The sequence below is a fragment of the Mycolicibacterium parafortuitum genome (assembly GCF_010725485.1).
In the GTDB taxonomy this organism is placed as follows: domain Bacteria; phylum Actinomycetota; class Actinomycetes; order Mycobacteriales; family Mycobacteriaceae; genus Mycobacterium.
The window spans coordinates 3,344,407-3,368,704 of record NZ_AP022598.1; the positions used below are offsets into that span (position 1 = coordinate 3,344,407).

The 24,298-nt window shown below is 68.7% G+C and carries 22 protein-coding genes, 2 tRNA genes and 1 pseudogene; 18 read left to right on the forward strand and 7 right to left on the reverse strand.

All coding sequences use genetic code 11. The features are described from left to right. The first annotated feature begins 98 nt into the window (after positions 1 to 98). The 4 genes from ettA (at position 99) to NTM_RS16145 (ending at position 7,844) form a co-directional block, all read left to right on the forward strand. Positions 99 to 1,772, forward strand: coding sequence for an energy-dependent translational throttle protein EttA (gene ettA / locus NTM_RS16130; protein WP_104863451.1), 1,674 nt, complete (start codon positions 99 to 101; stop codon positions 1,770 to 1,772). Positions 1,773 to 1,882: 110 nt separating this feature from the next. Next, the gene (locus NTM_RS16135) at positions 1,883 to 6,751 is read left to right on the forward strand and encodes an NAD-glutamate dehydrogenase (protein WP_163766838.1); all 4,869 of its coding nucleotides are present in this window, start codon (positions 1,883 to 1,885) and stop codon (positions 6,749 to 6,751) included. A 50-nt stretch (positions 6,752 to 6,801) separates the two neighbouring features. Then, positions 6,802 to 7,164 (forward strand): acyl-CoA thioesterase, encoded by a 363-nt coding sequence (locus NTM_RS16140; protein ID WP_337781408.1) that lies wholly within the window; start codon positions 6,802 to 6,804, stop codon positions 7,162 to 7,164. Further along, positions 7,152 to 7,844: a DUF8010 domain-containing protein gene (locus tag NTM_RS16145; RefSeq protein ID WP_104863577.1), complete on the forward strand. Its 693-nt coding sequence runs from the start codon at positions 7,152 to 7,154 to the stop codon at positions 7,842 to 7,844. Before NTM_RS16140 ends, NTM_RS16145 begins: the two co-directional genes overlap by 13 nt. Positions 7,845 to 7,868: 24 nt before the next feature. On the opposite strand, the gene NTM_RS16150 is transcribed toward NTM_RS16145, so the two are convergent. Beyond that, the gene (locus NTM_RS16150; RefSeq protein WP_104863448.1) at positions 7,869 to 8,279 is read right to left on the reverse strand and encodes a globin; all 411 of its coding nucleotides are present in this window, start codon (positions 8,277 to 8,279) and stop codon (positions 7,869 to 7,871) included. A gap of 132 nt (positions 8,280 to 8,411) precedes the next feature. Between NTM_RS16150 and NTM_RS16155 the strand changes: the two genes are divergently transcribed. From NTM_RS16155 to NTM_RS16165, 3 genes are read left to right on the forward strand one after another with little or no spacing between them, the layout of a single operon-like run. Continuing rightward, the gene (locus NTM_RS16155) at positions 8,412 to 9,077 is read left to right on the forward strand and encodes an HNH endonuclease (protein WP_104863447.1); all 666 of its coding nucleotides are present in this window, start codon (positions 8,412 to 8,414) and stop codon (positions 9,075 to 9,077) included. A 25-nt stretch (positions 9,078 to 9,102) separates the two neighbouring features. After that, the gene (gene ctaJ, locus NTM_RS16160; RefSeq protein WP_232079726.1) at positions 9,103 to 9,336 is read left to right on the forward strand and encodes an aa3-type cytochrome oxidase subunit CtaJ; all 234 of its coding nucleotides are present in this window, start codon (positions 9,103 to 9,105) and stop codon (positions 9,334 to 9,336) included. After that, entirely contained in the window at positions 9,323 to 9,799 is a 477-nt protein-coding gene (locus tag NTM_RS16165) for a DUF5130 domain-containing protein (protein WP_104863446.1), read from the forward strand. The genes ctaJ and NTM_RS16165 overlap by 14 nt, the downstream gene beginning before the upstream one ends. 27 nt (positions 9,800 to 9,826) lie before the next feature. Here NTM_RS16165 and NTM_RS16170 read toward each other — a convergent pair whose 3' ends face one another. Together NTM_RS16170 and pepN are read right to left on the reverse strand one after the other, a co-directional pair. Beyond that, complete coding sequence (locus tag NTM_RS16170; protein ID WP_104863576.1) at positions 9,827 to 10,210, reverse strand: HNH endonuclease; 384 nt, start codon at positions 10,208 to 10,210, stop codon at positions 9,827 to 9,829. Positions 10,211 to 10,313: 103 nt separating this feature from the next. Beyond that, positions 10,314 to 12,899 (reverse strand): aminopeptidase N, encoded by a 2,586-nt coding sequence (gene pepN / locus NTM_RS16175; RefSeq protein ID WP_163766840.1) that lies wholly within the window; start codon positions 12,897 to 12,899, stop codon positions 10,314 to 10,316. 105 nt (positions 12,900 to 13,004) lie between these two features. Here pepN and NTM_RS16180 point away from each other — a divergent pair, with 105 nt between their 5' ends. From NTM_RS16180 to NTM_RS16205, 6 genes and pseudogenes are all read left to right on the forward strand, one after another. Then, a complete protein-coding gene (locus NTM_RS16180; RefSeq protein WP_104863444.1) occupies positions 13,005 to 13,625 on the forward strand; it encodes a mycothiol-dependent nitroreductase Rv2466c family protein in 621 nt (206 codons plus the stop codon). Between the two features lie 150 nt (positions 13,626 to 13,775). Continuing rightward, positions 13,776 to 14,213, forward strand: a pseudogene (locus tag NTM_RS16185) (nucleoside deaminase); the annotation flags it as partial. An 80-nt stretch (positions 14,214 to 14,293) separates the two neighbouring features. Continuing rightward, on the forward strand, positions 14,294 to 15,253 hold the full coding sequence (locus NTM_RS16190) for an isopenicillin N synthase family dioxygenase (protein ID WP_163766841.1): 960 nt from the start codon (positions 14,294 to 14,296) through the stop codon (positions 15,251 to 15,253). A gap of 101 nt (positions 15,254 to 15,354) precedes the next feature. Next, positions 15,355 to 15,828: a ribose-5-phosphate isomerase gene (locus NTM_RS16195; protein WP_083144010.1), complete on the forward strand. Its 474-nt coding sequence runs from the start codon at positions 15,355 to 15,357 to the stop codon at positions 15,826 to 15,828. Between the two features lie 45 nt (positions 15,829 to 15,873). After that, positions 15,874 to 16,680, forward strand: a complete 807-nt coding sequence (locus NTM_RS16200; protein ID WP_104863442.1) for an Fpg/Nei family DNA glycosylase — start codon at positions 15,874 to 15,876, stop codon at positions 16,678 to 16,680. Between the two features lie 61 nt (positions 16,681 to 16,741). Continuing rightward, complete coding sequence (locus NTM_RS16205; protein WP_163766842.1) at positions 16,742 to 18,427, forward strand: cation:proton antiporter; 1,686 nt, start codon at positions 16,742 to 16,744, stop codon at positions 18,425 to 18,427. Between the two features lie 4 nt (positions 18,428 to 18,431). Here NTM_RS16205 and NTM_RS16210 read toward each other — a convergent pair whose 3' ends face one another. From NTM_RS16210 to NTM_RS16220, 3 genes are all read right to left on the reverse strand, one after another. Further along, positions 18,432 to 19,241, reverse strand: coding sequence for a DUF1542 domain-containing protein (locus NTM_RS16210; RefSeq protein ID WP_163766843.1), 810 nt, complete (start codon positions 19,239 to 19,241; stop codon positions 18,432 to 18,434). A 151-nt stretch (positions 19,242 to 19,392) separates the two neighbouring features. Beyond that, positions 19,393 to 20,199, reverse strand: a complete 807-nt coding sequence (locus tag NTM_RS16215; RefSeq protein ID WP_163766844.1) for an MBL fold metallo-hydrolase — start codon at positions 20,197 to 20,199, stop codon at positions 19,393 to 19,395. Positions 20,200 to 20,305: 106 nt separating this feature from the next. Beyond that, positions 20,306 to 20,379: transfer RNA gene (locus NTM_RS16220), tRNA-Gly, on the reverse strand. A gap of 134 nt (positions 20,380 to 20,513) precedes the next feature. Between NTM_RS16220 and NTM_RS16225 the strand changes: the two genes are divergently transcribed. The 4 genes from NTM_RS16225 to NTM_RS16240 all read left to right on the forward strand — a co-directional run bounded on the left by NTM_RS16225 (position 20,514) and on the right by NTM_RS16240 (position 23,435). Beyond that, positions 20,514 to 20,590, forward strand: a tRNA-Pro gene (locus NTM_RS16225). A gap of 41 nt (positions 20,591 to 20,631) precedes the next feature. After that, positions 20,632 to 22,053, forward strand: coding sequence for a trigger factor (gene tig, locus NTM_RS16230; protein WP_104863432.1), 1,422 nt, complete (start codon positions 20,632 to 20,634; stop codon positions 22,051 to 22,053). A gap of 54 nt (positions 22,054 to 22,107) precedes the next feature. Then, on the forward strand, positions 22,108 to 22,779 hold the full coding sequence (locus NTM_RS16235; RefSeq protein ID WP_083144020.1) for an ATP-dependent Clp protease proteolytic subunit: 672 nt from the start codon (positions 22,108 to 22,110) through the stop codon (positions 22,777 to 22,779). Next, positions 22,776 to 23,435, forward strand: coding sequence for an ATP-dependent Clp protease proteolytic subunit (locus NTM_RS16240; RefSeq protein WP_104863431.1), 660 nt, complete (start codon positions 22,776 to 22,778; stop codon positions 23,433 to 23,435). The genes NTM_RS16235 and NTM_RS16240 overlap by 4 nt, the downstream gene beginning before the upstream one ends. Before the next feature lie 6 nt (positions 23,436 to 23,441). On the opposite strand, the gene NTM_RS16245 is transcribed toward NTM_RS16240, so the two are convergent. Beyond that, entirely contained in the window at positions 23,442 to 23,885 is a 444-nt protein-coding gene (locus NTM_RS16245; protein WP_163766845.1) for a TIGR03618 family F420-dependent PPOX class oxidoreductase, read from the reverse strand. A 125-nt stretch (positions 23,886 to 24,010) separates the two neighbouring features. Between NTM_RS16245 and NTM_RS16250 the strand changes: the two genes are divergently transcribed. Continuing rightward, a complete protein-coding gene (locus NTM_RS16250) occupies positions 24,011 to 24,295 on the forward strand; it encodes a hypothetical protein (RefSeq protein WP_163766846.1) in 285 nt (94 codons plus the stop codon). Positions 24,296 to 24,298 lie beyond the last annotated feature (3 nt).

Consider the following 24,298-nt stretch of genomic DNA (forward strand, 5'->3'; position numbering starts at 1 on the left):
TCGATGCGGCCGCGCCTAGGATGGGCCCCGACTATCGCGGAGGTCCGACGTGATCCCGGAGAACGTCCCCGGGATCGAGAAAGGCGACATCGAAGGCAATGGCCGAATTCATCTACACGATGCGGAAGGTCCGCAAGGCGCACGGCGACAAGGTCATCCTTGACGACGTCACGCTGAACTTCCTTCCGGGCGCGAAGATCGGCGTCGTCGGTCCGAACGGGGCTGGTAAGTCGAGCGTCTTGCGGATCATGGCCGGGTTGGATCAGCCCAACAACGGCGACGCGTTCCTGGCCCCCGGAGCCACGGTCGGAATCCTGATGCAGGAGCCCGAGCTCGACGAGACCAAGACGGTCCGCGAGAACGTCGAAGAGGGTGTGGCCATCAAGGCCAAGCTCAATCGGTACAACGAGGTCGCCGAACTGATGGCGACCGACTACACCGACGAGCTGATGGACGAGATGGGCAAGCTCCAGGAGGAGCTCGACGCCGCAGACGCCTGGGACATCGACAGCCAGCTCGAGCAGGCGATGGACGCGTTGCGCTGCCCGCCGCCCGACGAACCCGTCACCCATCTGTCCGGTGGTGAAAAGCGCCGCGTCGCGCTGTGCAAGCTGCTGCTGTCGAAGCCGGACCTGCTGCTGCTCGACGAGCCCACCAACCACCTCGACGCCGAGAGCGTGCTCTGGCTCGAGCAGCACCTCGCCGAGTACAAGGGCGCGATCCTGGCGGTCACCCACGATCGCTACTTCCTCGACAACGTCGCGGAGTGGATCCTCGAGCTCGACCGCGGGCGCGCCTACCCGTACGAGGGCAACTACTCGACGTACCTGGAGAAGAAGGCGGAACGCATCGCCGTCCAGGGACGTAAGGACGCCAAGCTGCAGAAGCGGCTCAAGGACGAACTGGACTGGGTCCGTTCGGGTGCCAAGGCCCGCCAGGCCAAGAGCAAGGCCCGTCTGCAGCGCTACGAGGAGATGGCCGCCGAAGCCGAGAAGACCCGCAAGCTCGACTTCGAGGAGATCCAGATCCCGACCGGGCCCCGGCTGGGCAACGTCGTGGTCGAGGTCGAGCATCTCGACAAGGGCTTCGACGGCAGGCTGCTGATCAAGGATCTGTCGTTCACCCTGCCGCGCAACGGCATCGTCGGGGTGATCGGCCCCAACGGCGTCGGCAAGACGACCCTGTTCAAGACCATCGTCGGGCTCGAGCCGCCGGACAGCGGCACGGTCAAGATCGGCGAGACGGTCAAGCTGAGCTACGTCGACCAGTCCCGCGCGGGTATCGACCCGACCAAGACGGTGTGGGAGGTCGTCTCCGACGGACTTGACTACATCGAGGTCGGTCAAAACGAGATGCCGTCGCGGGCCTACGTGTCGGCGTTCGGTTTCAAGGGCCCCGATCAGCAGAAGCCGGCCGGGGTGCTCTCCGGCGGTGAACGCAACCGCCTCAACCTGGCGCTGACCCTCAAAGAGGGCGGCAACCTGATCCTGCTCGACGAGCCGACCAACGACCTCGACGTGGAGACGCTGAGCTCGCTGGAGAACGCGTTGCAGAACTTCCCCGGCTGCGCGGTGGTGATCAGTCACGACCGGTGGTTCCTGGACCGCACCTGCACGCACATCCTGGCATGGGAGGGCGACGACAGTAATCCGGCGAAATGGTTCTGGTTCGAGGGCAACTTCGGCGGCTATGAGGAGAACAAGGTCGAGCGACTCGGCGCCGATGCCGCGCGTCCGCACAGGGTCACCCACCGGAAGCTGACTCGGGACTAGTCTCGTCGTGCGGACCAGGTAACCGGGCGCGACGGACGGGGCAAGCACCCAGCCCGACGCCGGTTGCAGCCAACGACGGCCGGTGCGCACGTGGGAGTCAGGAGCGGCGAATGTCGTTGAAGTCAGGCGCGATCAACAACACCGACGGCGCGGTGGACGCCGAGGTTGTCGACCGGCTGATACCGGCTTATCTCGCGACCTACCGGGGTCCGCACGGTGACGCCCCCGGTGCCGAGGCCGCGGTCACCGGGCCGTTGCGCGGCCTCGGAGACGGGCTCGACACCAAGGCTCTGGTCGAGGCCCAGTACCGGCTGGGCAGCCAACGGCTGGCCGGTGCGACCAACGTCGCGGTCTACCAGGCCGACGACGCCGCCGGCTTCGGTCCCGCACTGCAGGTCGTCACCGACAACGCGTCGCTGCTGATGGATTCGGTGACGGTGCTGTTGCACCGGCTCGGGGTCGCGTACACCGCGATCATGAACCCGGCGTTCCGCGTCCGGCGGGGTGGATCCGGCGACCTGCTCGACATCGCGCCCGCGTCCGATGCGACGTTCAGCGACGGGGTCGCCGAGACCTGGGTGCATGTCCAGCTGGCCGGTTCGGTGGACCGGCGCGCGCTCGCCGAGGCCGAGGAACTGTTGCCGCGAGTCCTGGCCGATGCCCGCCAGGTCGCGCTGGATTCCACCGACATGGCCGCCGCGGTACGCATCCTCGCCGCCGAACTCGACGGCGACACCGGGCAGCGGTTCCCCAGCCCGGACCGTAAGGACGTCGCCGCGCTGCTGCGCTGGCTGGCCGATGGGCATTTCGTGCTGCTCGGATACCAGCGCTGCCAGGTGCGCGACGGTGAGGCCACCGTCGACACCTCCAGCAGGCTCGGTGTGCTGCGGCTGCGCCAGGATGTGCTGCCGCAGCTGGCCGGCAAGGACGAGCTGTTGGCGCTCGCGCAGGCCACGATCCCGAGCTTCCTGCGCTACGGCGCCTACCCGCAGATCGTCGTCGTCCGCGAGGAATCCCCCGACGGAGACGGCGCCGCGATCGAGCACCGGTTCGTCGGGTTGTTCACCGTCGCCGCGATGAACGCCAACGTGCTGGAGATCCCGCTGGTGTCGCGCCGCGTCAACGACGCGCTGGCGATGGCGCACCGCGACCCGAGTCATCCCGGGCAGCTGCTGCTCGACATCATCCAGACCATTCCGCGCTCGGAACTGTTCGCGCTCAGCGCCCGCGGGCTGCTGGACATGGCGATGGCGGTGGTGGACCTCGGCTCCCGCCGTCGCACGCTGCTGTTCATGCGGGCCGATCGGCTCGCGCATTTCGTGTCGTGCCTGGTGTACCTGCCGCGCGACCGCTACACCACCGCGGTGCGGCTGGAGATGCAGGACATCCTGGTGCGCGAGCTCGGTGGTGTGAGCATCGACTATGCCGCGCGCGTCAGCGAATCACCCTGGGCGGTAGTTCATTTCACCGTGCGCCTGCCCGAAGGGCTGCGGCAGCAGGACATCGACGTCTCGGACGCCAACGAATCGCGGATTCAGGACCTGCTCACCGAGGCGTCCCGCACCTGGGGCGACCGCCTGCTCGGCGCGCTGTCCGCGGCCGGCCCGATCGCCCACGGCACCGCCGAGCACTACGCCGCCGCGTTCCCGGAGGAGTACAAGCAGGCGGTCAGCCCGGTCCAGGCGCTCACCGACATCGCGATCATCGAAGAGCTCGAAGATGATTCGGTCAAGCTGGTGCTCGCCGACAACGAGGAGACCGACGAGACCGGCGTCTCGGACCTGACCTGGTACCTGGGCGGACAGTCCGCGTCACTGAGCAGACTGCTGCCGATGTTGCAGTCGATGGGCGTGGTGGTGCTCGAAGAGCGCCCGTACACCGTGTCCCGGGCCGACGGACTGCCGGTGTGGATCTACCAGTTCAAGGTCTCACCGCACCGCGAAATCCCGCGCGCTCCACAGGGTCCCGAGCGCGAGGCCACCGCGCAGCGGTTCGCCGACACCGTCACCGCGATCTGGCACGGCCACGCCGAGGTCGACCGCTTCAACGAGTTGGTGCTGCGCGCCGGGCTGACCTGGCAGCAGGTCGCGGTGCTGCGCGCGTACGCCAGATACCTCAAGCAGGGCGGCTTCGCCTACAGCCAGTCCCATATCGAGACGGTGCTCAATGACCACGCCGGCACCGCGCGGTCGCTGGTCGCGCTGTTCGAGGCGCTGTTCGGCGCGGGCGGGAATTCCGGCCGGGCCAACACCGACGCCCAGACCGCGGCGGCCGCCGTCGCCGCCGATATCGACGCGCTGGTCAGCCTCGACACCGACCGGGTGCTGCGCGCGTTCGCGTCGATGATCCAGGCCACCTTGCGCACCAACTACTTCGTCACCCGGCCCGAATCGGCTCGAGCCCGAAACGTGTTGTCGTTCAAGCTCAATCCCGAGCTGATCGACGAACTTCCGCTGCCGCGGCCGAAATTCGAGATCTTCGTGTACTCGCCGCGCGTCGAGGGCGTGCATCTGCGGTTCGGCTTCGTGGCCCGCGGCGGGCTGCGGTGGTCGGACCGGCGGGAGGACTTCCGCACCGAGATCCTCGGCCTGGTCAAGGCGCAGGCGGTCAAGAACGCCGTGATCGTCCCGGTCGGCGCCAAGGGCGGCTTCGTCGTCAAGCGGCCCCCGGCCGCCACCGGCGATCCGGCCGCCGACCGCGACGCGACCCGGGAAGAGGGCGTGGCGTGCTACCGGCTGTTCATCGCGGGGCTGCTCGACATCACCGACAACGTCGACAAGATCACCGGTGAGGTGCTCACCCCGGCCGACGTGGTGCGCCGCGACGGCGACGACGCGTACCTGGTGGTGGCCGCCGACAAGGGCACCGCGACGTTCTCCGACATCGCCAACGACGTCGCGAAGTCCTACGGTTTCTGGCTCGGCGACGCGTTCGCCTCCGGCGGGTCGGTCGGCTACGACCACAAGGCGATGGGGATCACCGCCAGGGGTGCGTGGGAGTCGGTCAAGCGGCATTTCCGCGAGATGGGCATCGACACCCAGTCCGAGGACTTCACCGTCGTCGGCGTCGGCGACATGAGCGGCGACGTGTTCGGCAACGGAATGCTGCTCTCCGAACACATCCGGTTGCTCGCCGCGTTCGACCACCGGCACATCTTCATCGACCCGGACCCCGACGCCGCGGCCTCGTTCGCCGAGCGCAGGCGGCTGTTCGAACTGCCGCGGTCCAGCTGGGACGACTACGACAAGTCCCTGATCAGCGCCGGCGGCGGGGTGTACAGCCGTGAGCAGAAGTCGATCCCGGTCAGCGAGCAGGCGCGCGCCGCGCTCGGGCTCGACGACGACGTCACCGAGGTGACGCCGCCCGCGCTGATGAAGGCGATCCTGAAGGCACCCGCCGACCTGCTGTGGAACGGCGGCATCGGGACCTACATCAAGTCCGAGTCCGAGGCCGACGCCGACGTCGGCGACCGTGCCAACGATCCGGTCCGGGTGAACGGAAACCAGGTGCGGGCCAAGGTGATCGGCGAGGGCGGCAACCTCGGGGTGACGTCCCTGGGGCGTACCGAGTTCGATCTGTGCGGCGGCCGGATCAACACCGACGCGATGGACAATTCCGCGGGTGTGGACTGCTCGGATCACGAGGTCAACATCAAGATCCTGATCGACTCGCTGGTCACATCCGGCAAGGTCGACGCCGCCGACCGCACCGAGCTGCTGCTGTCGATGACCGACGAGGTCGGTCGACTGGTGTTGGCGGACAACGAGAGTCAGAACGACCTGATGGGCACCAGCCGGGCCAATGCGGCCAGCCTGCTCAACGTGCACGCCCGGATGATCAAGGATTTCGTCGAGAACCGCGGGCTCAACCGGGAACTGGAGGCGCTGCCGTCGGAGAAGGAGATCGTCCGGCGCACCGACGCCGGGATCGGTCTGACGTCACCGGAGTTGGCGACGCTGATGGCGCACGTGAAGCTGGCGCTCAAGGACGACCTGCTCGCCGGTGAGCTGCCGGACCAGGAGGTCTTCGCGTCGCGGCTGCCCGTCTACTTCCCGACCACGCTGCGGGACACGTTCGGGCCCGAGATCCGGGCGCATCAACTGCGCCGCGAGATCGTCACCACGATGCTCGTCAACGACGTCGTCGACACCGCGGGGATCTCGTTCGCCTACCGCGTCACCGAGGACGTCGGTGTGGCCCCGATCGACGCGGTGCGCAGCTTCGCCGCCGGCGATGCGATCTTCGGGTTCGGCCGGGTGTGGCGCCAGATCCGCGAGGCGGGCGCCAACGGTGTCTCCGTCGCGGTGACCGACAGGATGACGCTGGACCTGCGCCGCCTGATCGACCGGGCCAGCCGCTGGCTGCTCAACTACCGGCCGCAGCCGCTGGCCGTCGGCGCCGAGATCAACCGTTTCGCCGCGAAGGTGGCCGCGCTGACCCCGCGGATGCCGGAGTGGCTGCGCGGCGACGACAAGGCGATCGTCGAGAAGGAGGCCGGTGAGTTCAGCGCCCAAGGGGTGCCCGACGACCTGGCCTACATGGTCGCCACGGGCCTGTACCAGTTCAGCCTGCTCGACGTGATCGACATCGCCGACATCGTCGACCGCGATCCCGCCGAGGTCGCCGATGCGTACTTCGCGCTGATGGACCACCTGGGCACCGACGGGCTGCTCACCGCGGTGTCCCGGCTGTCCCGCAACGACCGCTGGCATTCGTTGGCGCGCTTGGCGATTCGTGACGATATCTACGGTTCGCTGCGGGCGTTGTGCTTCGATGTGCTCGCGGTCGGGGAGCCCGACGAGAACGGCGTCGAGAAGATCGCGGAATGGGAGATGACCAACAGCTCCCGGATCCACCGCGCGCGGCGCACGCTGACCGAGCTGTACGAGAGCGGTGAGCACGACCTCGCGACGCTGTCGGTGGCGGCGCGCCAGATTCGCAGCATGACCAGGACGAGCGGAACGGGATCCAGCGGGTGAGCACTCACGGCTTCACGGCACCGGTGCATGTGCGGTGGTCGGACATCGACATGTACCAGCACATCAATCACGCCACGATGGTGACCATCCTGGAGGAGGCCCGGATCCCGTTTCTGCTGGAGCCGTTCGGCGACACGATCACCACGATCGGGCTGTTGATCGCCGAGGTGAACATCTCCTACAAGGCGCAGTTGCGGCTCGTCGACTCCCCGCTGCAGGTCACGATGTTCTCCAAGCGGGTCCGGGCGGTCGACTTCACGATCGGCTACGAGGTGCGCTCCGTCGGCGCCCCGGCCGACTCCAAGCCGGCCGTCCTCGCCGAAACCCAGCTGGCCGCGGTGCACATCGAGGAGCAGCGGCTGCAACGGCTGACCGAGGCGCAGCGCGAGTACCTGCAGCGCTGGCTGCGGTGACCGAACGCGGACTGTGGCTCGGCCCCGACAACCGGGCCGCCCACCGCGACGACCTCGCGACCTTCGTCGAACGGGCGCTGCGCCTCGACGACGCGGCGGTGATCCGGCTGCGTGCGCGTCCGAACGGGATGGTCGTGGCCTGGGTTGCCACCGGGTTCGACGTGCTCGCCGGCCGCGTGGTCGCGGGCAGGCTCGCCCCGGCCGACCTGTCCGCCGGCGCCGACGCGCTGCTGCCCAACCTGCGGGCGATGGCACCCGACGGCCACGTCGACCCCGGCTTCGCGATGGATTCGGCCTGGCGCGGCGTGCTGCCGCCCGACGCCGGGTTCGTCCACCTCGACGACGTGCCGGCCCGCGCGGTGCTCGGTCTCGCGCAGCGTGGCGCAAGTCTGGCCAAGGAGCATTCCGGCGCCCACGGACCGCCCGCGTCGCTGCTGGATCAGGAAGTGCTCAGCGTCGCGTCGGCCGACGACGGTGTCGGCATCCCGATGCGGTGCGTGCTGGCGCTGACCGCGATGGACTTCTTGCCGCAGGCGCCGTCGCGGGACCGGTTCGACCCCGAGGGGGTGAGCCCCGACGAGGTGGTGCGGGTGCGCGTGACACCGACCTGGCTGCGCGTCGACGCACGGTTCGGCAGCGTGTACCGCCGCCGCGGCGACCCGGCGATCGTGCTGCGCTGAGGCGCCGCGAGGGTGCCTCAGCCCTCAGAACGGTGAGTTGACCATCGACTGCGCCGCCATCTCCAGGTAGTTGATCAGCTCCTGGCGGTGCGCGTCGTCGAGCGTCTGCGAGTCGATCTCGGCGACCGCGGTGTGCATGCACCGCAGCCAGGCGTCACGCTCGAGGTACCCGACCCGGAACGGGGCGTGCCGCATCCGCAGCCGGGGATGCCCGCGCTGCTCGGAGTAGGTGCGCGGGCCGCCCCAGTACTGCTCCAGGAACATGCGGAGACGCTCCTCGGCGCCGTCGAGGTCGTCCTCGGGATACAGCGGCCGCAGGATCTCGTCCTCGCGGACGAGCTCGTAGAACCGGGACACGATGGTGTTGAACGTGGCGTGCCCACCGACCGCGTCGTAGAACGACTGCTGCTTGCTCTGCGCGTCCATCGAATCCATTGTGGTCCATCCCGGCCGGTGGGCCCCACGCGCGGCTCCGGTCACCGGATGTTCACCGACTGACCAGCGAACACGACGGGAATTGCCGTGCGATCCGGGGTAATCCGTGGTGGACTGTCGGACGGAGGACGTATGGCGCAGCGCAAGAACGGACGCGGCCACCGGAATCACCGGGCCGCGGTGGCCTCACCCGGGTCGCCGTCTGCGACTGCCTCGCGCACATTGCACAGCGTGACCCCCGCGGGGGAGGTCCACACCGTCGTCGTACCGGAGTCCTCGATCTGGGGTCGCCGCAGGGTGCTGCTGCTGAACTCGACCTATGAACCGCTGACCGCGCTGCCGCTGCGGCGGGCCGTGATCATGTTGATGTGCGGTAAGGCCGATGTCGTCCACGACGATCCGGTCGGCCCGGTGATCCACTCGGCCAGCCGGTCGATCACCGCGCCGACGGTGATCCGGCTGCGCACGTTCGTGCGGGTGCCCTACCGGGCGCGGATCCCGATGACCCGGGCGGCGCTGATGCACCGCGACCGGTTCCGCTGCGCGTACTGCGGTGCCAAGGCCGACACCGTGGACCACGTCGTCCCGCGCAGTCGCGGCGGCGCCCATTCCTGGGAGAACTGCGTCGCGGCGTGTTCGGCGTGCAACCACCGTAAAGCGGACAAACTGCTCAGCGAGCTGGGCTGGTCGCTGCACACCACGCCGCTGCCGCCCAAGGGACAGCACTGGCGACTGCTGTCCAGCGTCAAGGAACTCGACCCCGCGTGGGTCAGATACCTGGGTGAGGGCGCGGCCTGAACCGGTCGTGGGATACGGTTTGCGCGTGACATCAACAGCTCTTGTGCATGCAAGCTTCTTGTTGGTTCCGCTCGCGCTGGCGGGTCTCCTGTCGCTGTTCATCTTCACCAAGAAGGGGCCGCATCCCGCGACCTTCAACATGTCGGAGAAGTGGACGCACGAGCCCATCCTGTGGGCGGCTGACGAACCCGCAGATCACGGCCACGGCGGCCATGACTCGCACCTGACCATCGGAGGTGGCGCAAGTGGCAAGTGGTGAAGTGACGAAGGCGGGCGCACTCGACCTCGCCGAGCTTCCCTACGGCGCGGCCATCACCTCCAGCGGACGCATCTCGGCGGTCACCGAGCCCGGCGTGCTGTCGGTGCAGTACCCGTTCCCGATCAAGGACCTGGTGATCCTCGACAACGCGCTCAAGTACGGCTCGCGCCGGGCGAAGGCGCGGTTCGCGGTCTACGTCGGTGACCTCGGCGCCGACACCGCGGCGACCGCCCGCGAGATCCTGGGCAAGGTCCCGACGCCCAACAACGCCGTGCTGCTGGCCGTGTCCCCGGATCAGCACGCCATCGAGGTCGTCTACGGTGCCGACCTCAAGGGTCGCGGCATCGAGGCCGCGGCTCCGCTGGGCGTGTCCGCCGCGGCGGCGTCGTTCAAGGAAGGCAATTTGATCGACGGCCTGATCAGCGGCATCCGCGTGCTGTCGGCCGGCGTCTCACCTCGCTGACATCTCACGAAACCGCCCTCACGGTAGCTACCGGGCCTCGGTAGCGACGGTGGGGGCGGTTTCGCGATCTGCGGCCAGAAGTTCGGCGCGGATCGCGACGTAGCGTTCGAGGAACGTCCGCTCGTCGAGGCGTTTGCGCCGCAGCCAGCCGGTCACCTCGTCGTTGCACTTGCTGGCGTTGCACGCCGCGCACGCCGGCACCACGTTGTCCAGGGTGTAGCGGCCGCCCCGCGAGATGGCCATGACGCAGTCGCGCTGCATGGTCCCGGTCGTCTTACCGCAGTACGCGCAGCCGTTCCAGGCCGCCTGGATCGCGGCCCATTGCACCTCGGTGAGGTCGTTGACGACGGCGGCGACGCGGCGCTTGCGCCGCCGAGCAGCGCGGGCCCTGCGACTGTTGTTGACCGCCACGGCGTGAGCATAGGTGCGCTCGGGGGCGACGAGCGTGCGCTGCGGTACGCCGCGAGCGGCGTGTCGCGGAGCAGACACGCGCGCTCGCGGGGCGGCGCGACGTCTAGGACATGTCGAAGATGCGGGCCTTCAGCGACCGCTCGACTCCGGCGCGGCCCTCAAGGACCAGCCGGCGCAGCGCGGGCGGCACCTCGGGGTCGGCGAGGAACCGGTCGGCGGCCTCGATGGCGTCCTGGCTGATCTCCCAGGACGGGTACAGCCCGATGACCACGGTCTGGGCGACCTCGCTGGACCGCCGCTGCCACACCCCGGAGATCGCCTCGAAGTAGCGGTCCCGGAACGGCGCCAGCACCTCGCCCTGGCCGGGCTGGGCGAACCCGCCGATGATCGCGCGGGCGGTGATGTTGGCCAGCGTGTCGTCCTCGACGACCTGCTGCCACGCCGCGGCCTTGACCTCGGCCTGTGGGCGTGCGGCGGCCGCGGCCGCGGCGGCTCGCCGGCCCGCGGCGGTGCGGTCCTTGTCGGCCTCGGCGTCGATGAACGGCGTATCGGTGCCGTCGGCGTCGATCACCCCGGCACGGGCCAGCGCGGTGACGATCCGCCAGCGCAGATCGGTGTCGATCACCAGCCCCGCCAGGTTCACCGCGGCGGGCTCGTTGTCCAGCAGCGTCGACAGCACCGCCACATGGTTCGGTGACAGCACCGACGTGCACAACGCGTTGACGAACGCCAGCTGGTGGTCCGAGCCGGGCGCGGACCGCCCGGCCAGGTCCAGCAGTGCGTCACCGAACGCCGGCCAGCCGTTCTCCGCGGCCCAGGCCGGATCGGCGTAGGAGCCCAGTGCGGTCTGCGCCTGCATCAGCAGCCGCTGCGCGACCCCGACCTCGGTCTCGGCGTGCAGCCCGCTGATCACCAGCGCGACGAAGTCGCGGGCCCGCAGCTCGGCGTCGCGGGTCATCTCCCAGGCCGCCGACCAGGCCAGCGTGCGGGGGAGCGGTTCGGCGATGTCGGCGATGCGCGAGAGCACCGTCTCCAGGGAGTCCGGGTCCAGCCGCAGCGAGCAGTAGGTCAGGTCGTCGTCGTTGACCAGGATGAGCTTGCCGCGGGACACGCCGCGCAGCGCCGGCACGTCGGTGACGGAACCTTCGACGTCGAGCTCCTCGCGGTGTACCCGCACCAGCTTGCCGGACGCGTCGTCGTCGTAGATGCCGACGGCCAGCCGGTGCACCCGGGTCTCGCCCTCGCCCGGCTTGGCGCCGCCCTGGTCGATCGCGAACCGGGTGAACGCGCCGCCGGCGTCGGTATCGAAGTCCGGCCGCAGCGCGTTCAGGCCGGTGGTCTTGAGCCACTGCCGGCCCCAGCCGGACAGGTCGCGGCCCGACGACTTCTCCAACGCGCCGAGCAGATCGCCGAACGTCGCGTTGCCGAAGGCGTGGTCGCGGAAGTAGTCGCGCAGGCCGGCGAGAAACGCCTCCAGGCCGACATAGGCGACCAGCTGCTTGAGCACACTGGCGCCCTTGGCGTAGGTGATCCCGTCGAAGTTCACCTCGACGGCGTGCAGATCCGGGATGTCGGCGGCCACCGGGTGCGTCGACGGCAGCTGGTCCTGCCGGTAGGCCCACGACTTCTCGACGTTGGCGAATGTCGTCCACGCCTCGGTGTACTCGGTCGCCTCGGCCTGGCACAGCACCGACGCGAACGTCGCGAAAGATTCGTTGAGCCACAGGTCATCCCACCACTGCATGGTGACCAGGTCGCCGAACCACATGTGCGCCATCTCGTGCAGCACGGTCTCGGCGCGGCGTTCGTAGGAGGCTCGGGTCACCTTGGACCGGAAGACATAGTCCTCCAGGAAGGTGACGGCGCCGGCATTCTCCATCGCGCCGGCGTTGAACTCCGGCACGAACAGCTGGTCGTACTTGCCGAACGCGTACGGCACCCCGAAGTTGTTGTGGTAGAAGCCGAATCCCTGCTTGGTCTCGGTGAACAGCCGCTCGGCGTCCATGTACTCCGCCAGCGACTTGCGGCAGAAGATACCGAGCGGGATGTCGCCGTGGTCGTCGGAGTAGACGTCGTCCCAGCGGGCGTACGGGCCGGCGATCAACGCGACCAGGTAGGTGCTCATCCGCGGCGTGGCCTTGAAGATGTGCCGCTTGGCGGTCCCGTCCTCGGTGGCCTCGACGGTGGCGCCGTTGGAGATCACCTCCCAGTGCGCGGGGGCGACGACGGTGACGTCGAAGGCGGCTTTGAGATCAGGCTGATCGAAACACGCGAACATGCGTTTGGCGTCCGCGGTCTCGAATTGCGAATACAGGTACACCTCGTCGTCGACGGGGTCGACGAAACGGTGCAATCCCTCCCCGGTGTTCGAGTAGCGGCAGTCCGCGTCGACGACGAGGGTGTTGTGGGCACGCAGCCCCCGCAAGGCGATCCCGGTGGACTCGTCGTAACCGGATACGTCGACGTCGACGCCGTTGAGCGTCACGCTGCGCACCGTGTCGGCGGCGAGGTCGATGTAGGTGTCGGCCCCTTCGAGAGCGTCGAATTCGACGGTCGTCACGGAGCGGAAAGTCCGCTCGCCCGGCCTGCCGGATCCGTCGGTCAGATCGAGGGCGATGTGATAGCTGTCGACGGTGACCAGGGCGGCGCGCTCGGCGGCCTGGTCGCGGGTCAGGTTAGGAAGTGCCACGCTCGTCAACACTAGCCTCATCCGGGAAGACACAACGGGCGTCGGCGGTTGTTCGAAAGCGGCGTCTGTCGCCGCTCGGTGAGCACGTTGAAGAGAGGACCACCAATGTCTGAGAAGTCTCGCGCCGATTTCTGGTTCGACCCGCTGTGCCCCTGGGCCTGGATCACCTCACGCTGGGTGCTCGAGGCCGAGAAAGTGCGCGATATCGAGGTCAATTTCCACGTGATGAGCCTTGCGGTGCTCAACGAGGGACGCGATCTGCCCGAGGAGTACAAGGAGATGATGAAGAAGGCCTGGGGGCCGGTGCGTGTCGCGATCGCCGCCGAGCAGGCCAAGGGGTCCGAGATCCTCGGTCCGCTGTACACCGCGCTCGGCACCCGCATCCACAACCTGGGCTACCGCGAATCCGACCCCGACTTCACCCGCGTCATCTCCGAGTCGCTGGAAGAGCTCGGCCTGCCCGCCGAGCTGGCGTCGGCCGCCACCTCGACCGACTACGACGACGCGCTGCGCAAGAGCCACCACGAGGGGATGGACGCTGTCGGCCCCGACGTCGGCACCCCGACCATCCACGTCAACGGTGTCGCGTTCTTCGGACCGGTGCTGTCGCGGATCCCGCGCGGCGAGGAAGCCGGCAAGCTGTGGGACGCCTCGGTGACCTTCGCGTCCTACCCGCACTTCTGGGAGCTCAAGCGCACCCGCACCGAGCGGCCCGAGTTCGACTGAGCGCGGGGTCCGGCCCGCCGCCGCTGTGTGATTGATCTCCGGCCCGCTGCCTCCGGTTGCGGGCCGGGGCACGCACCACCATGGTGGGACGGTGCCTGAGCCGAAGTCCCCTGCATACTCGGTGGCGTGCCCACCGAAGATCACCCCAGCATGACCCCCGCCGAGATGCTCGACGTCGCCGTCGAGGAAGCCCGAAAAGGTTTGTCGGAGGGCGGAATCCCGATCGGCGCCGCCCTGTTCGGGGCCGACGGGACGGTGCTGGGCCGCGGCCACAACCGCCGGGTCCAGCTCGACGACCCGTCCATCCACGCCGAGACCGACGCGTTCCGCAACGCCGGCCGCCAGCGCGGCTACCGATCCACGACCATGGTCACCACGCTGTCGCCCTGCTGGTACTGCAGCGGGCTGGTGCGGCAGTTCAACATCGGCTCCGTGATCATCGGCGAGAGCCAGACCTTCACCGGCGGGCACGACTGGCTCGCCGAACACGGCGTCAAGGTCACCGTCCTCGACGACGAACGCTGCGTGACATTGATGCGCGACTTCATCGAGGCGAAGCCGGAACTGTGGGCCGAGGACATCGGCGAATGCGGACGCGAGGAGCAAGACGGCGAATGCGGACCCGAGGAGCAAGACGGCGAATGCGGACGCGAGGAGCAAGACGGCAGATGAGTGTGATTGCCACCATTGATCTTTCGGCGTGGCGGGCCGGCGGGCCCGCAGCCGACGACGTCGCCGCCGAGGTGGATGCCGGCCTGCAGCGGGCCGGCTTCATCCTGGTGCGCGGCCACGGCGTCGACCCGGCGCTGGCCCGTGACGTGCGCGCGGCCGCGCGAGGGTTCTTCGCACTGACCCACGACGTGAAGTCCCGGTACTCGGTACCCGTCGGCGGCCGCGGCTGGATCGGGCCCGGGGCGGAGGCCAATGCGTACGCCGAGGGCACCGAGACGCCACCGGATCTGAAGGAGAGTTTCAGCCTCGGCGCCGAGACCACGACCGGCGATCCCGACGTCGACCGGTTCTGGTTCGCACCCAACGTCTGGCCGCAGGAGGTGCCCGCGCTGCAGTCGTTGGTGGGGGAGTACACGACGCAGATGCGCCGCGTCGCCGACGATCTGCTCGCGCTGTTCGCCCACGCCCTGCAGATGCCGCAGAACCCGTTCGCCGCCCTGGCGAGCAGGCCGACCTGGACGATGAACATCAACCACTACCCGCCGGTCAGCGTCGTCGGCGACCCCGAACCCGGCCAGTTCCGCATCGGCCCGCACACCGATTTCGGCACGGTGACCATCCTGGACCGCGAGCCGGGCGCCGGCGGCCTGCAGGTGTACTCGGAGGCCGCTGGGTGGGAGGACGCGCCGTACGAACCCGACGCGCTGACGGTCAACATCGGTGACCTGCTGGAGTACTGGAGCGGTCGGCGTTGGCCGTCGGGCCGGCACCGGGTGCTGCCGCCGCAACCGCACGCGCCGGAGGAGGACCTGGTTTCGCTGATCTACTTCTACGAGGCGAACCACGATGCGCTCGTGACCCCGCTGCCGCCGCCGGTCGGCAGGGCCGAAGGGCTCACGCCGGTCGTCTCGGCGGACTTCATCAAGGAGAGGCTCGACGCGATCACCGTCGCCTGACGGGGTGACGAGCGCAACGTGAGTGCACGCCCGCGTGGGTGTGTCACTGCACAAACACGCGCGCTCGCGGTGCGGAGGCGGCGGGCTATAGGGTGACCGCCATGCGCGTCTACGTCGGAGCTGACCACGCCGGATACGAACTCAAGCAGGCCCTCGTCGAGCACCTCACCAAGACCGGGCACGAGCCCGTCGACTGCGGTGCATTCAGCTACGACGCGGAGGACGACTACCCGGCCTTCTGTATCGCGGCCGCCGAGAAGACGGTCGCCGATCCGGGCAGCCTCGGTGTCGTGCTCGGCGGCTCCGGCAACGGCGAGCAGATCGCGGCGAACAAGGTGCCGGGTGCGCGCTGCGCGCTGGCGTGGAGCACCGAGACCGCGGTGCTGGCACGCGAACACAACAACGCGCAACTGATCGGCATCGGTGGCCGCATGCACAGCACCGAGGAGGCGCTGGCGATCGTCGACGCATTCCTGGCCGCGAAGTGGTCGGAGGCGCCGCGACACCAGCGCCGCATCGACATCCTCGCCGAGTACGAGAAGACACACGTCGCCCCGCCGGTCCCCGGCGCCTGACACCGGTCCACGGGCTCCCAGGGCGGTCGAGCAGACTTAGCCGCTATGCCCGAAGGACACACACTGCACCGGCTGGCGCGCCAGCACCATCGCCGCTTCGGCCGTGCCCCGGTGATCGTGTCGAGCCCGCAGGGCCGGTTCGTCGACGGCGCCGCCGCGGTCAGCGGGCGGGTGTTCACGAAGGCCAGCGCGTGGGGCAAGCACCTGTTCCACCACTACGAGGGCGGCCGCGTGGTGCACGTGCACCTGGGTCTGTACGGGACGTTCACCGAGTGGCCGCTGTTGGCCGGGGGAACGCCGCCGCTGCCGGTCGGCCAGGTGCGGATGCGGATCGTGGGCGCCGAATACGGCACCGACCTGCGTGGCCCGACGGTGTGCGAGGTCATCGAGGAACCCGAGATCGCCGACATCGTCGCCAAGCTCGGACCCGACCCGCTGCGCGCCGATGCCGACCCCGCACCGGCGTACCGGCGGATCAGCAAGTCGCGCAGGCCGATCGGCGCGCTGCTGATGGATCAGGCGGTGATCGCCGGGGTCGGCAACGTGTACCGCAGCGAGCTGCTGTTCCGGCACCGGGTCGACCCGTTCCGGCTCGGGACCTCGATCACCGCCGACGAGTTCGCCGAGATGTGGACCGATCTGGTCGCGTTGATGAAGGTCGGGGTGCGGCGCGGCAAGATCGTCGTGGTGCTGCCCGAACACGACCACGGCGCCCCGTCGTACCGCCAGGGCCGGCCCCGCACGTACGTCTACCGCCGGGCGGGGGAGCCGTGCCGGGTGTGCGGCACCTCGATCCGTACCGTCGAGATGGAGGGTCGCAACCTGTTCTGGTGTCCGAACTGCCAGAGCTGACACCGACGTTGAGCCCGCCCTCCGACGGGACAGCCTGTGACGCAGCCGGGAGAATCTTCGCGTGGAACTGATCTTGGTAGTGGTGGGCGCCATCGTCGTCACCGCGATGGCACACCGGCGCGGGCTGGAGCCCGCGCTGATCATCGTCGTCGTCGGGATCGCCGTGTCGTTCGTGCCGGGATTCGAGGCACCCGAACTGGACTCGCACATCCTGTTGTCGGTGGTGCTACCGCCGCTGCTGTACTCGGCCGCGCTGAACTTCTCGTTCCCGACGTTCCTGCGCAACATCAAACCGATCCTCGGCCTCGGGGTCGGGCTGGTGGTGGTCACCGCGTTCGTCGTCGCGGCGGTGTCGTCATGGCTGGTCGTGGTGCCACTGACCTTCGCCACCGCGCTGGTGCTCGGCGCGATCGTGGCCCCGCCGGATGCGGTGACGGCGGTGGCGGTCGGGCGCAAACTGGGGCTGCCCAAACGGGTGATGTCGATCCTGACCGGCGAGAGCCTGATCAACGACGCGGCAGCGCTGGCCTTGTTCTCGATCGCGGTGGCGCAGGTCGCGGGCAGCCACACGTTCATCGAGAACCCGCTGCTGCTGTTCGGCTACAGCGCTGTCGTCGGCCCGGCGGTCGGGGCGGTGCTGGGTTACGTGACGTTGTGGATCCGCCGCCGGCTGGCCCAGCCCGCGCTGGAGACGGTGCAGGGGCTGATGGTGCCGTTCGCGGCGTTCATCCTCGCCGAGGAGATGCACGCTTCCGGCGTGCTCGCCGTGGTGGTCGCGGGCTTCGTGGTCGGCAGTGGAACGGTCGACGCCGGTTACCAGACCCGGCTGCAGGAGCGCTACGTCTGGAACTCGGTGGACGTCCTGCTCGAAGCGTTCGTGTTCGCCTACATCGGGCTGCATCTGCGGTTCGTGCTGGAGGACCTGCGGAGTGCACACGAGTCGCTGGCCCAGGTCGCGATCGCCTCCGTCGTGGTGTTGCTGATCGTGCTGGTGATCCGGCCGCTGTCGGTGTTCGTGATGTTCGGTCGCCGCAAGCTCGCCCGCCAGGTCGAAAAGCGACTCAGCGTCCCGATCCCCGAAGGGGGCCGCGGCGCACTGGGCGCCCGGCGTAAGGACCGCGCGCCGGGCAAGTGGCGATCGGTGATCGACAACCGTGCGCTGAGCTGGCAGGAGAACGTGGTGGTGTCGTGGACCGGGATGCGCGGGGTGGTCACCCTGGCCGCGGCCGCGGCGATCCCCGTGACCACTGCCGCCGGAGAGCCGTTCCCGGAGCGCGCGACGATCCAGGCGATCGCGTTCGTCGTCAGCGTCGGCACCCTGCTGCTGCAGGGCTGGACACTTCCGCTGCTGATCCGGCGGCTCGACGTGTCCGGGGAGGCAGACCGCGAATACACCTCGGCCGAGACGGCGAAAGCCGAGGAGGTGGTGCACCGGGCCGCCGACGACGTGATCGCCGAGTTCCGGGCCAACCCGCCGCGCGGGCTGGATCCCCGGGCGCTCGCCGAGATCCGCGCGATCGTGGCCCGCCATTCACAGGATGCCGACGAGATGCCCGACCCGGAGGCGCACACCCTGCGTGCCGAGGTGTTCGGGAAGCTCTACCGCGACGTACTCGCCGCGCAGCGCGCCGCGCTGATCGCCGAGCGCGACGCCGGACAGATCGACGACGAAGCGGTGCGTGCGATGCTGGAGCGTCTGGACCTGCAGGAGGCCGGGGTTTCCGCGCGGCTGGAAAGCCGGTTCTGACGAGTCAGAAGTCGAACCCGCCGAAGTCGCCGCCGACGAAATCGCCGCCACCCCAGTCGCCACCGGAGTCCCAGCCGCCGCCGGCATCCCCGCCCCAGTCACCACCACCGGCGTCGCCGCCGTCGCCGAGCTGACCCTGGTCGAAGCCGTCCTGGAATCCGTCGCCGTAGCCGCTCTCGAAGGCCTGGGCGTCGTAACCGACACCGGCCATCCCGGAGAACAGCGAGCTGAACAGCAGCGCCGAGCCCAGGCCCCAGGCCCCGGCGACCAGCGCGGGCTTCCACCACGGCTCGGAGTACCAGCCGGCCGGGACCGGCCGGCCCGCGACCCGTCCGCCCGGGTAGTAGTTCGGGGTGCGCGGCGACGGGGACGGAGACGCCTCGATCTCGCGGCCCTCGAAGTTCACCCGACGGTCCTCGGTGACGACGCCCGCCGACTGCTGGCCGCTGAGCGATTCGAGCTCCGGTCCGGGATCCATCCCCATGGCCGTGCGCGCGGCGCGCACGTAGTAGAGACCCTCCATCGCGCTCTCCTTCGCCAGCGCGGCCTGGCGCACCGTGGTGGCCTGGTCGATCTGCGACGACGCGGCGGTGTACCGCTCGGACGCATCGGCGAGCGCCTGCTTGGCAGCGTCGTCGGTTCCGGTCAGCGCGAACACCTGGCCGCCCAGCCGTTCGATGACGCGGCGCGCATCGGCCTTGGCGTCGGCCAGCGACGCCGCGGTGCGCTTGGCCGACGATTTCGACGACGCGTAGACCGCGATGCCGATCGCCGCGACGACCAGGACGATGAGAACGAGCAGTACGCCATTCATGTTTCACAGCGTACCGACAGAAACCGCAGGTTCCGGGAGTCGTGCAGCTACTGTTCGGGGCCGCGGAATCGTGTTGGCGCGCAGCCTCGGTGGGCCCGGCAACCATCTGATCGGCGGCGGTGCGACCTATCCGGTGCTCGGGCGTCGAGCACTAGACCGAAACTGTCTGACCGCGTTCGATTGTCACGATCCGGTCGGCCAGGCCGCGCGCCGACATCTCCCGGTGGAAGTCCGCCAGCGGGGACGCGAACACCCGGTAGTCGTCGAAATGCACCGGGATCACCCGCGGCAGCTCGAGTCGTGCGGCGGCTTCGGCGCCGTGCTTGCCGTCCATCGTAACGGTCAGGCCGACCGGCAGCCGGTCGCCGAACGGCAGGCGGGTGCCGCCGAGGTGCAGCACGCCGACGTCGATCGAGGTGAATCGCACCGGGATCTCGGCGAGCTCGTCGATGAGCAGGGTGTCACCCGAGATGTAGAGCCGCTGCGGCGTGGGTTCCCCGGCCGAGGTGAACTCGAGCATGCTCCCCATCACCGGGGGGAGCAGGTGATTCACCGGGATCGGGGCGTGCCGGCCCGGTAGAGCGGAAACCGTCACCCTGTCGCGACCCTTGTGCAGGGTGTGCGAATCCCACGTGTTCAGGCCGACCGCGGCCTCGAACCCACGGCGGCGCAATCGTTTTGCCGCATGCTGGGTGGTGATGACCGGGATGGTGCGGTCGAGGCTGCGCTCGGCGACCCGGTCCCAGTGGTCGCCGTGCAGGTGTGACAGCACGACCGCGTCGATAGGTGGAAGCTGCTCAGGGGTCAGCGCCGGCGGATGGCGACGCTTGGACCACAGGCCGTAGCCGAGGTAGGCGCGCTGGCCCTGGTGCAGGAAATTGGGGTCGGTCACGACGGTGATGCCGCCCCGGCGGATGAGGGTCGTCGCGGTACCGACGAACGTGACCTCGATGGGCATGCGGCTCCGGCTACCCGGGGGCCGCGGACTTATGCCCGCAGCCCGGCCGGGAAGCCCGTCTGGAACTCCTTGTGCAAACAAAAACCGCCCCGTTCGGGGCGGTCCTTGGAGCGGGCGACGGGAATCGAACCCGCGTAATCAGTTTGGAAGACTGAGGCTCTACCATTGAGCTACGCCCGCGTGTGCTGCACAACGTGACAGTACCGGCAGATGGTACCGGGACCGCCTAACTCAAATCCAATTGAGGCATCGGCGTGGCCAGGCCGTAGGATCGCCGGTGGTCTGATGCTGCGCGCACGGGTAGCAGCGCCGACCGGGGTGTAGCGCAGCTTGGTAGCGCATCCGCTTTGGGAGCGGAAGGCCGCAGGTTCAAATCCTGTCACCCCGACCAGCACGACCCCACCATTTCAGAAGCTATAAGAGGAGTACGAAGTGAAGAGCACCGTCGAGAAGTTGAGCCCGACGCGGGTTCGCATCAACGTGGAGGTGCCCTTCGCGGAACTCGAGCCCGACATCGACAAGGCGTTCAAGCAGCTGGCCAAGCAGATCCGGCTGCCCGGCTTCCGCCCCGGCAAGGCGCCCCGCAAGCTGCTGGAGGCCCGGGTCGGTCGCGGCGCTGTGCTGGAGCAGGTCGTCAACGACGCGCTGCCGGTGCGCTACAGCCAGGCCATCACCTCTGAGTCGCTGCAGCCGATCGGCCAGCCCGAGATCGAGGTGACCAAGCTCGAGGACAACGAGGAGCTGGTCTTCACCGCCGAGGTCGACGTCCGCCCGGAGATCGACCTGCCCGACCTGTCGACCGTGAAGATCGTCGTCGACCCGATCTCGGTCACCGACGAGGACATCGACGCCGAGGTCGAGGCGCTGCAGAAGCGCTTCGGCACCCTGACCGGGGTGGACCGGGCCGCCGAGGACGGCGACTTCGTCTCCATCGACCTGTCGGCCACCGTCGACGGCAAGGACGTCCCCGAGGCGCAGACCGAGGGCCTGTCCCACGAGATCGGCTCCGGCCAACTCATCGACGGCCTCGACGAGGCCATCATCGGGCTGAAGGAAGGCGAGTCCAAGACCTTCACCACCAAGCTGGTTGCGGGCGAGCACGCCGGCCAGGACGCCGAGGTGACCGTCACCGTCAAGTCCGTCAAGGTGCGCGAGCTGCCCGAGCTTGACGACGAGTTCGCGCAGCTGGCAAGCGAATTCGACACCATCGACGAGCTGCGTGCCGACCTGCGCGAGAAGGTCACCCGCGTCAAGACCGTGCAGCAGGCCGAGGCCATCCGCGACAAGGCGATCGAGGTGCTGCTGGAGCAGACCGAGGTTCCGCTGCCCGAAGCGGTGGTGCAGGCCCAGGTCGACGACGCGCTGCACAACGCGATCCACGGCCTCGACCACGACGAGGAGCGCTTCGCCGAGCAGCTCAAGGAGCAGGGCTCCAGCCGCGAGGAGTTCGACGCGGACAACCGCGCCAACGCCGAAAAGGCGATCAAGACCCAGCTGCTGATGGACGCCATCGCCGACAAGCTGGAGATCCAGGTCGGCCAGAACGACCTCACCGAGCGCCTGGTGCTGATGTCGCGTCAGTACGGCCTGGAGCCCCAGCAGCTGCTGCAGCTGCTGCAGCAGAACAACCAGCTGCCCGCGATGTTCGCCGACGTGCGGCGCGGCCTGACCGTCGCCGCGGTCGTGCACGGCGCATCCGTCACCGACACCGACGGCAACGAGATCGACACCACCGAGTTCTTCGGCCCGTCGGGTGAGCAGGCTGCCGCCGAGGCCGCCGAGGAGGACGCCGACGAGTCCGAGACCGCCGAGGACGCAGAGACCGACACCGCCGAGGCGGACGACAGCAAGTGATGCTCTGAGCGAACTCGCGCCGTCTGGGGACTCCCCGGCGGCGCGGGTTCGTTAGTGTCATCCGTAAGACCGGTCACCGCGTCGGAAGTACACAAAGAAAGCAGGTATCCAGTCGTGACGGACATGCGTGGCGCCTCTTCGGGCCTCAACCTTGTCGACTCGGTGTATGAGCGGTTGCTGGCCGAGCGCATCATCTTCCTGGGCTCCCAGGTCGACGATGACATCGCTAATCGCCTCTGCGCGCAGATCCTTCTGCTGTCGGCCGAAGACCCGACCAAGGACATCCACCTCTACATCAACTCGCCCGGCGGCTCGATCAGCGCGGGCATGGCGATCTACGACACGATGGTGCTGGCCCCGTGCGACGTGGCCACCTACGCGATGGGTATGGCCGCCTCGATGGGTGAGTTCCTGCTCGCCGCGGGCACCAAGGGCAAGCGCTACGCGCTGCCGCACGCCCGCATCCTGATGCACCAGCCGCTCGGCGGCATCACCGGCGGCGCCGCGGACATCGCGATCCAGGCCGAGCAGTTCGCCAGCATCAAGAAGGAGATGTTCCGCCTCAACGCGGAGTTCACCGGGCAGACCATCGAGCGCATCGAGGCCGACTCCGACCGTGACCGCTGGTTCACGGCGCAGGAGGCCCTCGAATACGGCTTCGTCGATCACATCATCACCAGCGCCAGCATCAACGGCGACGGACCAGGAGCAGGACTCGACAAATGACCGATAACATCCACCCGTCGCTGGATCCTCGCGTGCAGCCGCAGGCCCGCTACATCCTGCCGTCGTTCATCGAGCATTCGAGCTTCGGCGTCAAAGAGTCCAACCCGTACAACAAGCTGTTCGAGGAACGCATCATCTTCCTCGGCGTCCAGGTCGACGACGCGTCGGCCAACGACATCATGGCGCAGCTGCTGGTGCTGGAGTCGCTGGATCCCGACCGCGACATCACCATGTACATCAACTCGCCCGGCGGTTCGTTCACGTCGCTGATGGCGATCTACGACACCATGCAGTACGTGCGCGCCGACATCCAGACGGTGTGCTTGGGCCAGGCCGCATCGGCCGCGGCGGTGCTGCTGGCCGCCGGTACGCCCGGTAAGCGGATGGCGCTGCCGAACGCCCGCGTGCTGATCCACCAGCCCGCCCTCGGTGGCGTGATCCAGGGCCAGTTCTCCGACCTGGAGATCCAGGCCGCCGAGATCGAGCGCATGCGCACGCTGATGGAAGAGACGCTGTCGCGGCACACCGGCAAGCCCGCCGACGTGATCCGCAAGGACACCGACCGCGACAAGATCCTGACCGCCGAGGCGGCCAAGGATTACGGCATCATCGACACGGTGCTGGAGTACCGCAAGCTGTCCGCCCAGAAGGGCTGACGCGGCTCAGCCATTGCCGTAGATCCGCGTCGGCGTGATGAGGACGGCGACGCGACGCTGTTCGCGCATCGTCGCGTCGTATTCGTCCCAGTTCTCGTGGGTTCCGCCGGCTGCTTTGAAGATGTCGCGCAGAAGCAGCGCGAGTTCGTAGTCGCTCCCGAGCCAGGGTTGCGGATCGTCGGGGCCGGCGAGTTCGGCCCGCCCCTCGACCGTTGCCCACTGCCATCCCTGCTGGAACGTCACCGCAACCTGCGGTCGGGCCCGCAGGTTGGCGAGCTTGACCTTTCCGTAGGTCACGAACCCGAGTACCGGCTTCCCGTCACCCGGGTGCGGTAGTGGTCCCGCGTTGATCAGTGACGACTGGATGGTGAGGTCGGCGCGCAGCGTCGAGACCACGGCCAAGCCGTTGTCGGTTCGGGCCAGCGCATAGGCATCCTGCAGCGAGGTCATGTCTGGCAGGGTACGACCGCTGATGGTGACGAATCGTGCTCTCGTAACGTTCTGACGTGTCAACCTGAATATCTACACAGTCGTCAGGAACAGCCCGGCGATCGTGTCGAGATATAGGGGATCTCATGAGCGTGCGAGTCGGAGCCCTCGCCGCGGTGGCGGCGGCGGTGGTTGCGGGGGCCGTGGGGACGCCGATGGCGTCCGCGCAGGAGCCGGTGTGCCCGGCGGGAATGTACTGGAATGCGGCGTTGCTGGAGTGCCTGCCCGACTACGTCCACCCGGTGATCGGCCCTGCCGGACCCGTCGGTGTCGGCGGCGTCGTCGGCCCGGTGGGACCGGGCCCGGTCGGCCCCGGGCCGGTCGGACCCGGCCCGGTGGGTCCGGGCCCGCTCGGTCCCGGACCGCGCTGATCT

What these genes read in the sequence shown, in the direction of transcription:
- ettA (WP_104863451.1), top strand. Translation starts at nt 99, where the DNA reads ATGGCCGAATTCATCTACACGATGCGGAAGGTCCGCAAGGCGCACGGC.
- NTM_RS16135 (WP_163766838.1), top strand. Translation starts at nt 1,883, where the DNA reads ATGTCGTTGAAGTCAGGCGCGATCAACAACACCGACGGCGCGGTGGAC.
- NTM_RS16140 (WP_337781408.1), top strand. Translation starts at nt 6,802, where the DNA reads ATGTACCAGCACATCAATCACGCCACGATGGTGACCATCCTGGAGGAG.
- NTM_RS16150 (WP_104863448.1), bottom strand. Translation starts at nt 8,279, where the DNA reads ATGGATTCGATGGACGCGCAGAGCAAGCAGCAGTCGTTCTACGACGCG.
- NTM_RS16155 (WP_104863447.1), top strand. Translation starts at nt 8,412, where the DNA reads ATGGCGCAGCGCAAGAACGGACGCGGCCACCGGAATCACCGGGCCGCG.
- NTM_RS16180 (WP_104863444.1), top strand. Translation starts at nt 13,005, where the DNA reads ATGTCTGAGAAGTCTCGCGCCGATTTCTGGTTCGACCCGCTGTGCCCC.
- NTM_RS16190 (WP_163766841.1), top strand. Translation starts at nt 14,294, where the DNA reads ATGAGTGTGATTGCCACCATTGATCTTTCGGCGTGGCGGGCCGGCGGG.
- NTM_RS16195 (WP_083144010.1), top strand. Translation starts at nt 15,355, where the DNA reads ATGCGCGTCTACGTCGGAGCTGACCACGCCGGATACGAACTCAAGCAG.
- NTM_RS16200 (WP_104863442.1), top strand. Translation starts at nt 15,874, where the DNA reads ATGCCCGAAGGACACACACTGCACCGGCTGGCGCGCCAGCACCATCGC.
- NTM_RS16210 (WP_163766843.1), bottom strand. Translation starts at nt 19,241, where the DNA reads ATGAATGGCGTACTGCTCGTTCTCATCGTCCTGGTCGTCGCGGCGATC.
- NTM_RS16215 (WP_163766844.1), bottom strand. Translation starts at nt 20,199, where the DNA reads ATGCCCATCGAGGTCACGTTCGTCGGTACCGCGACGACCCTCATCCGC.
- NTM_RS16240 (WP_104863431.1), top strand. Translation starts at nt 22,776, where the DNA reads ATGACCGATAACATCCACCCGTCGCTGGATCCTCGCGTGCAGCCGCAG.
- NTM_RS16245 (WP_163766845.1), bottom strand. Translation starts at nt 23,885, where the DNA reads ATGACCTCGCTGCAGGATGCCTATGCGCTGGCCCGAACCGACAACGGC.
- NTM_RS16250 (WP_163766846.1), top strand. Translation starts at nt 24,011, where the DNA reads ATGAGCGTGCGAGTCGGAGCCCTCGCCGCGGTGGCGGCGGCGGTGGTT.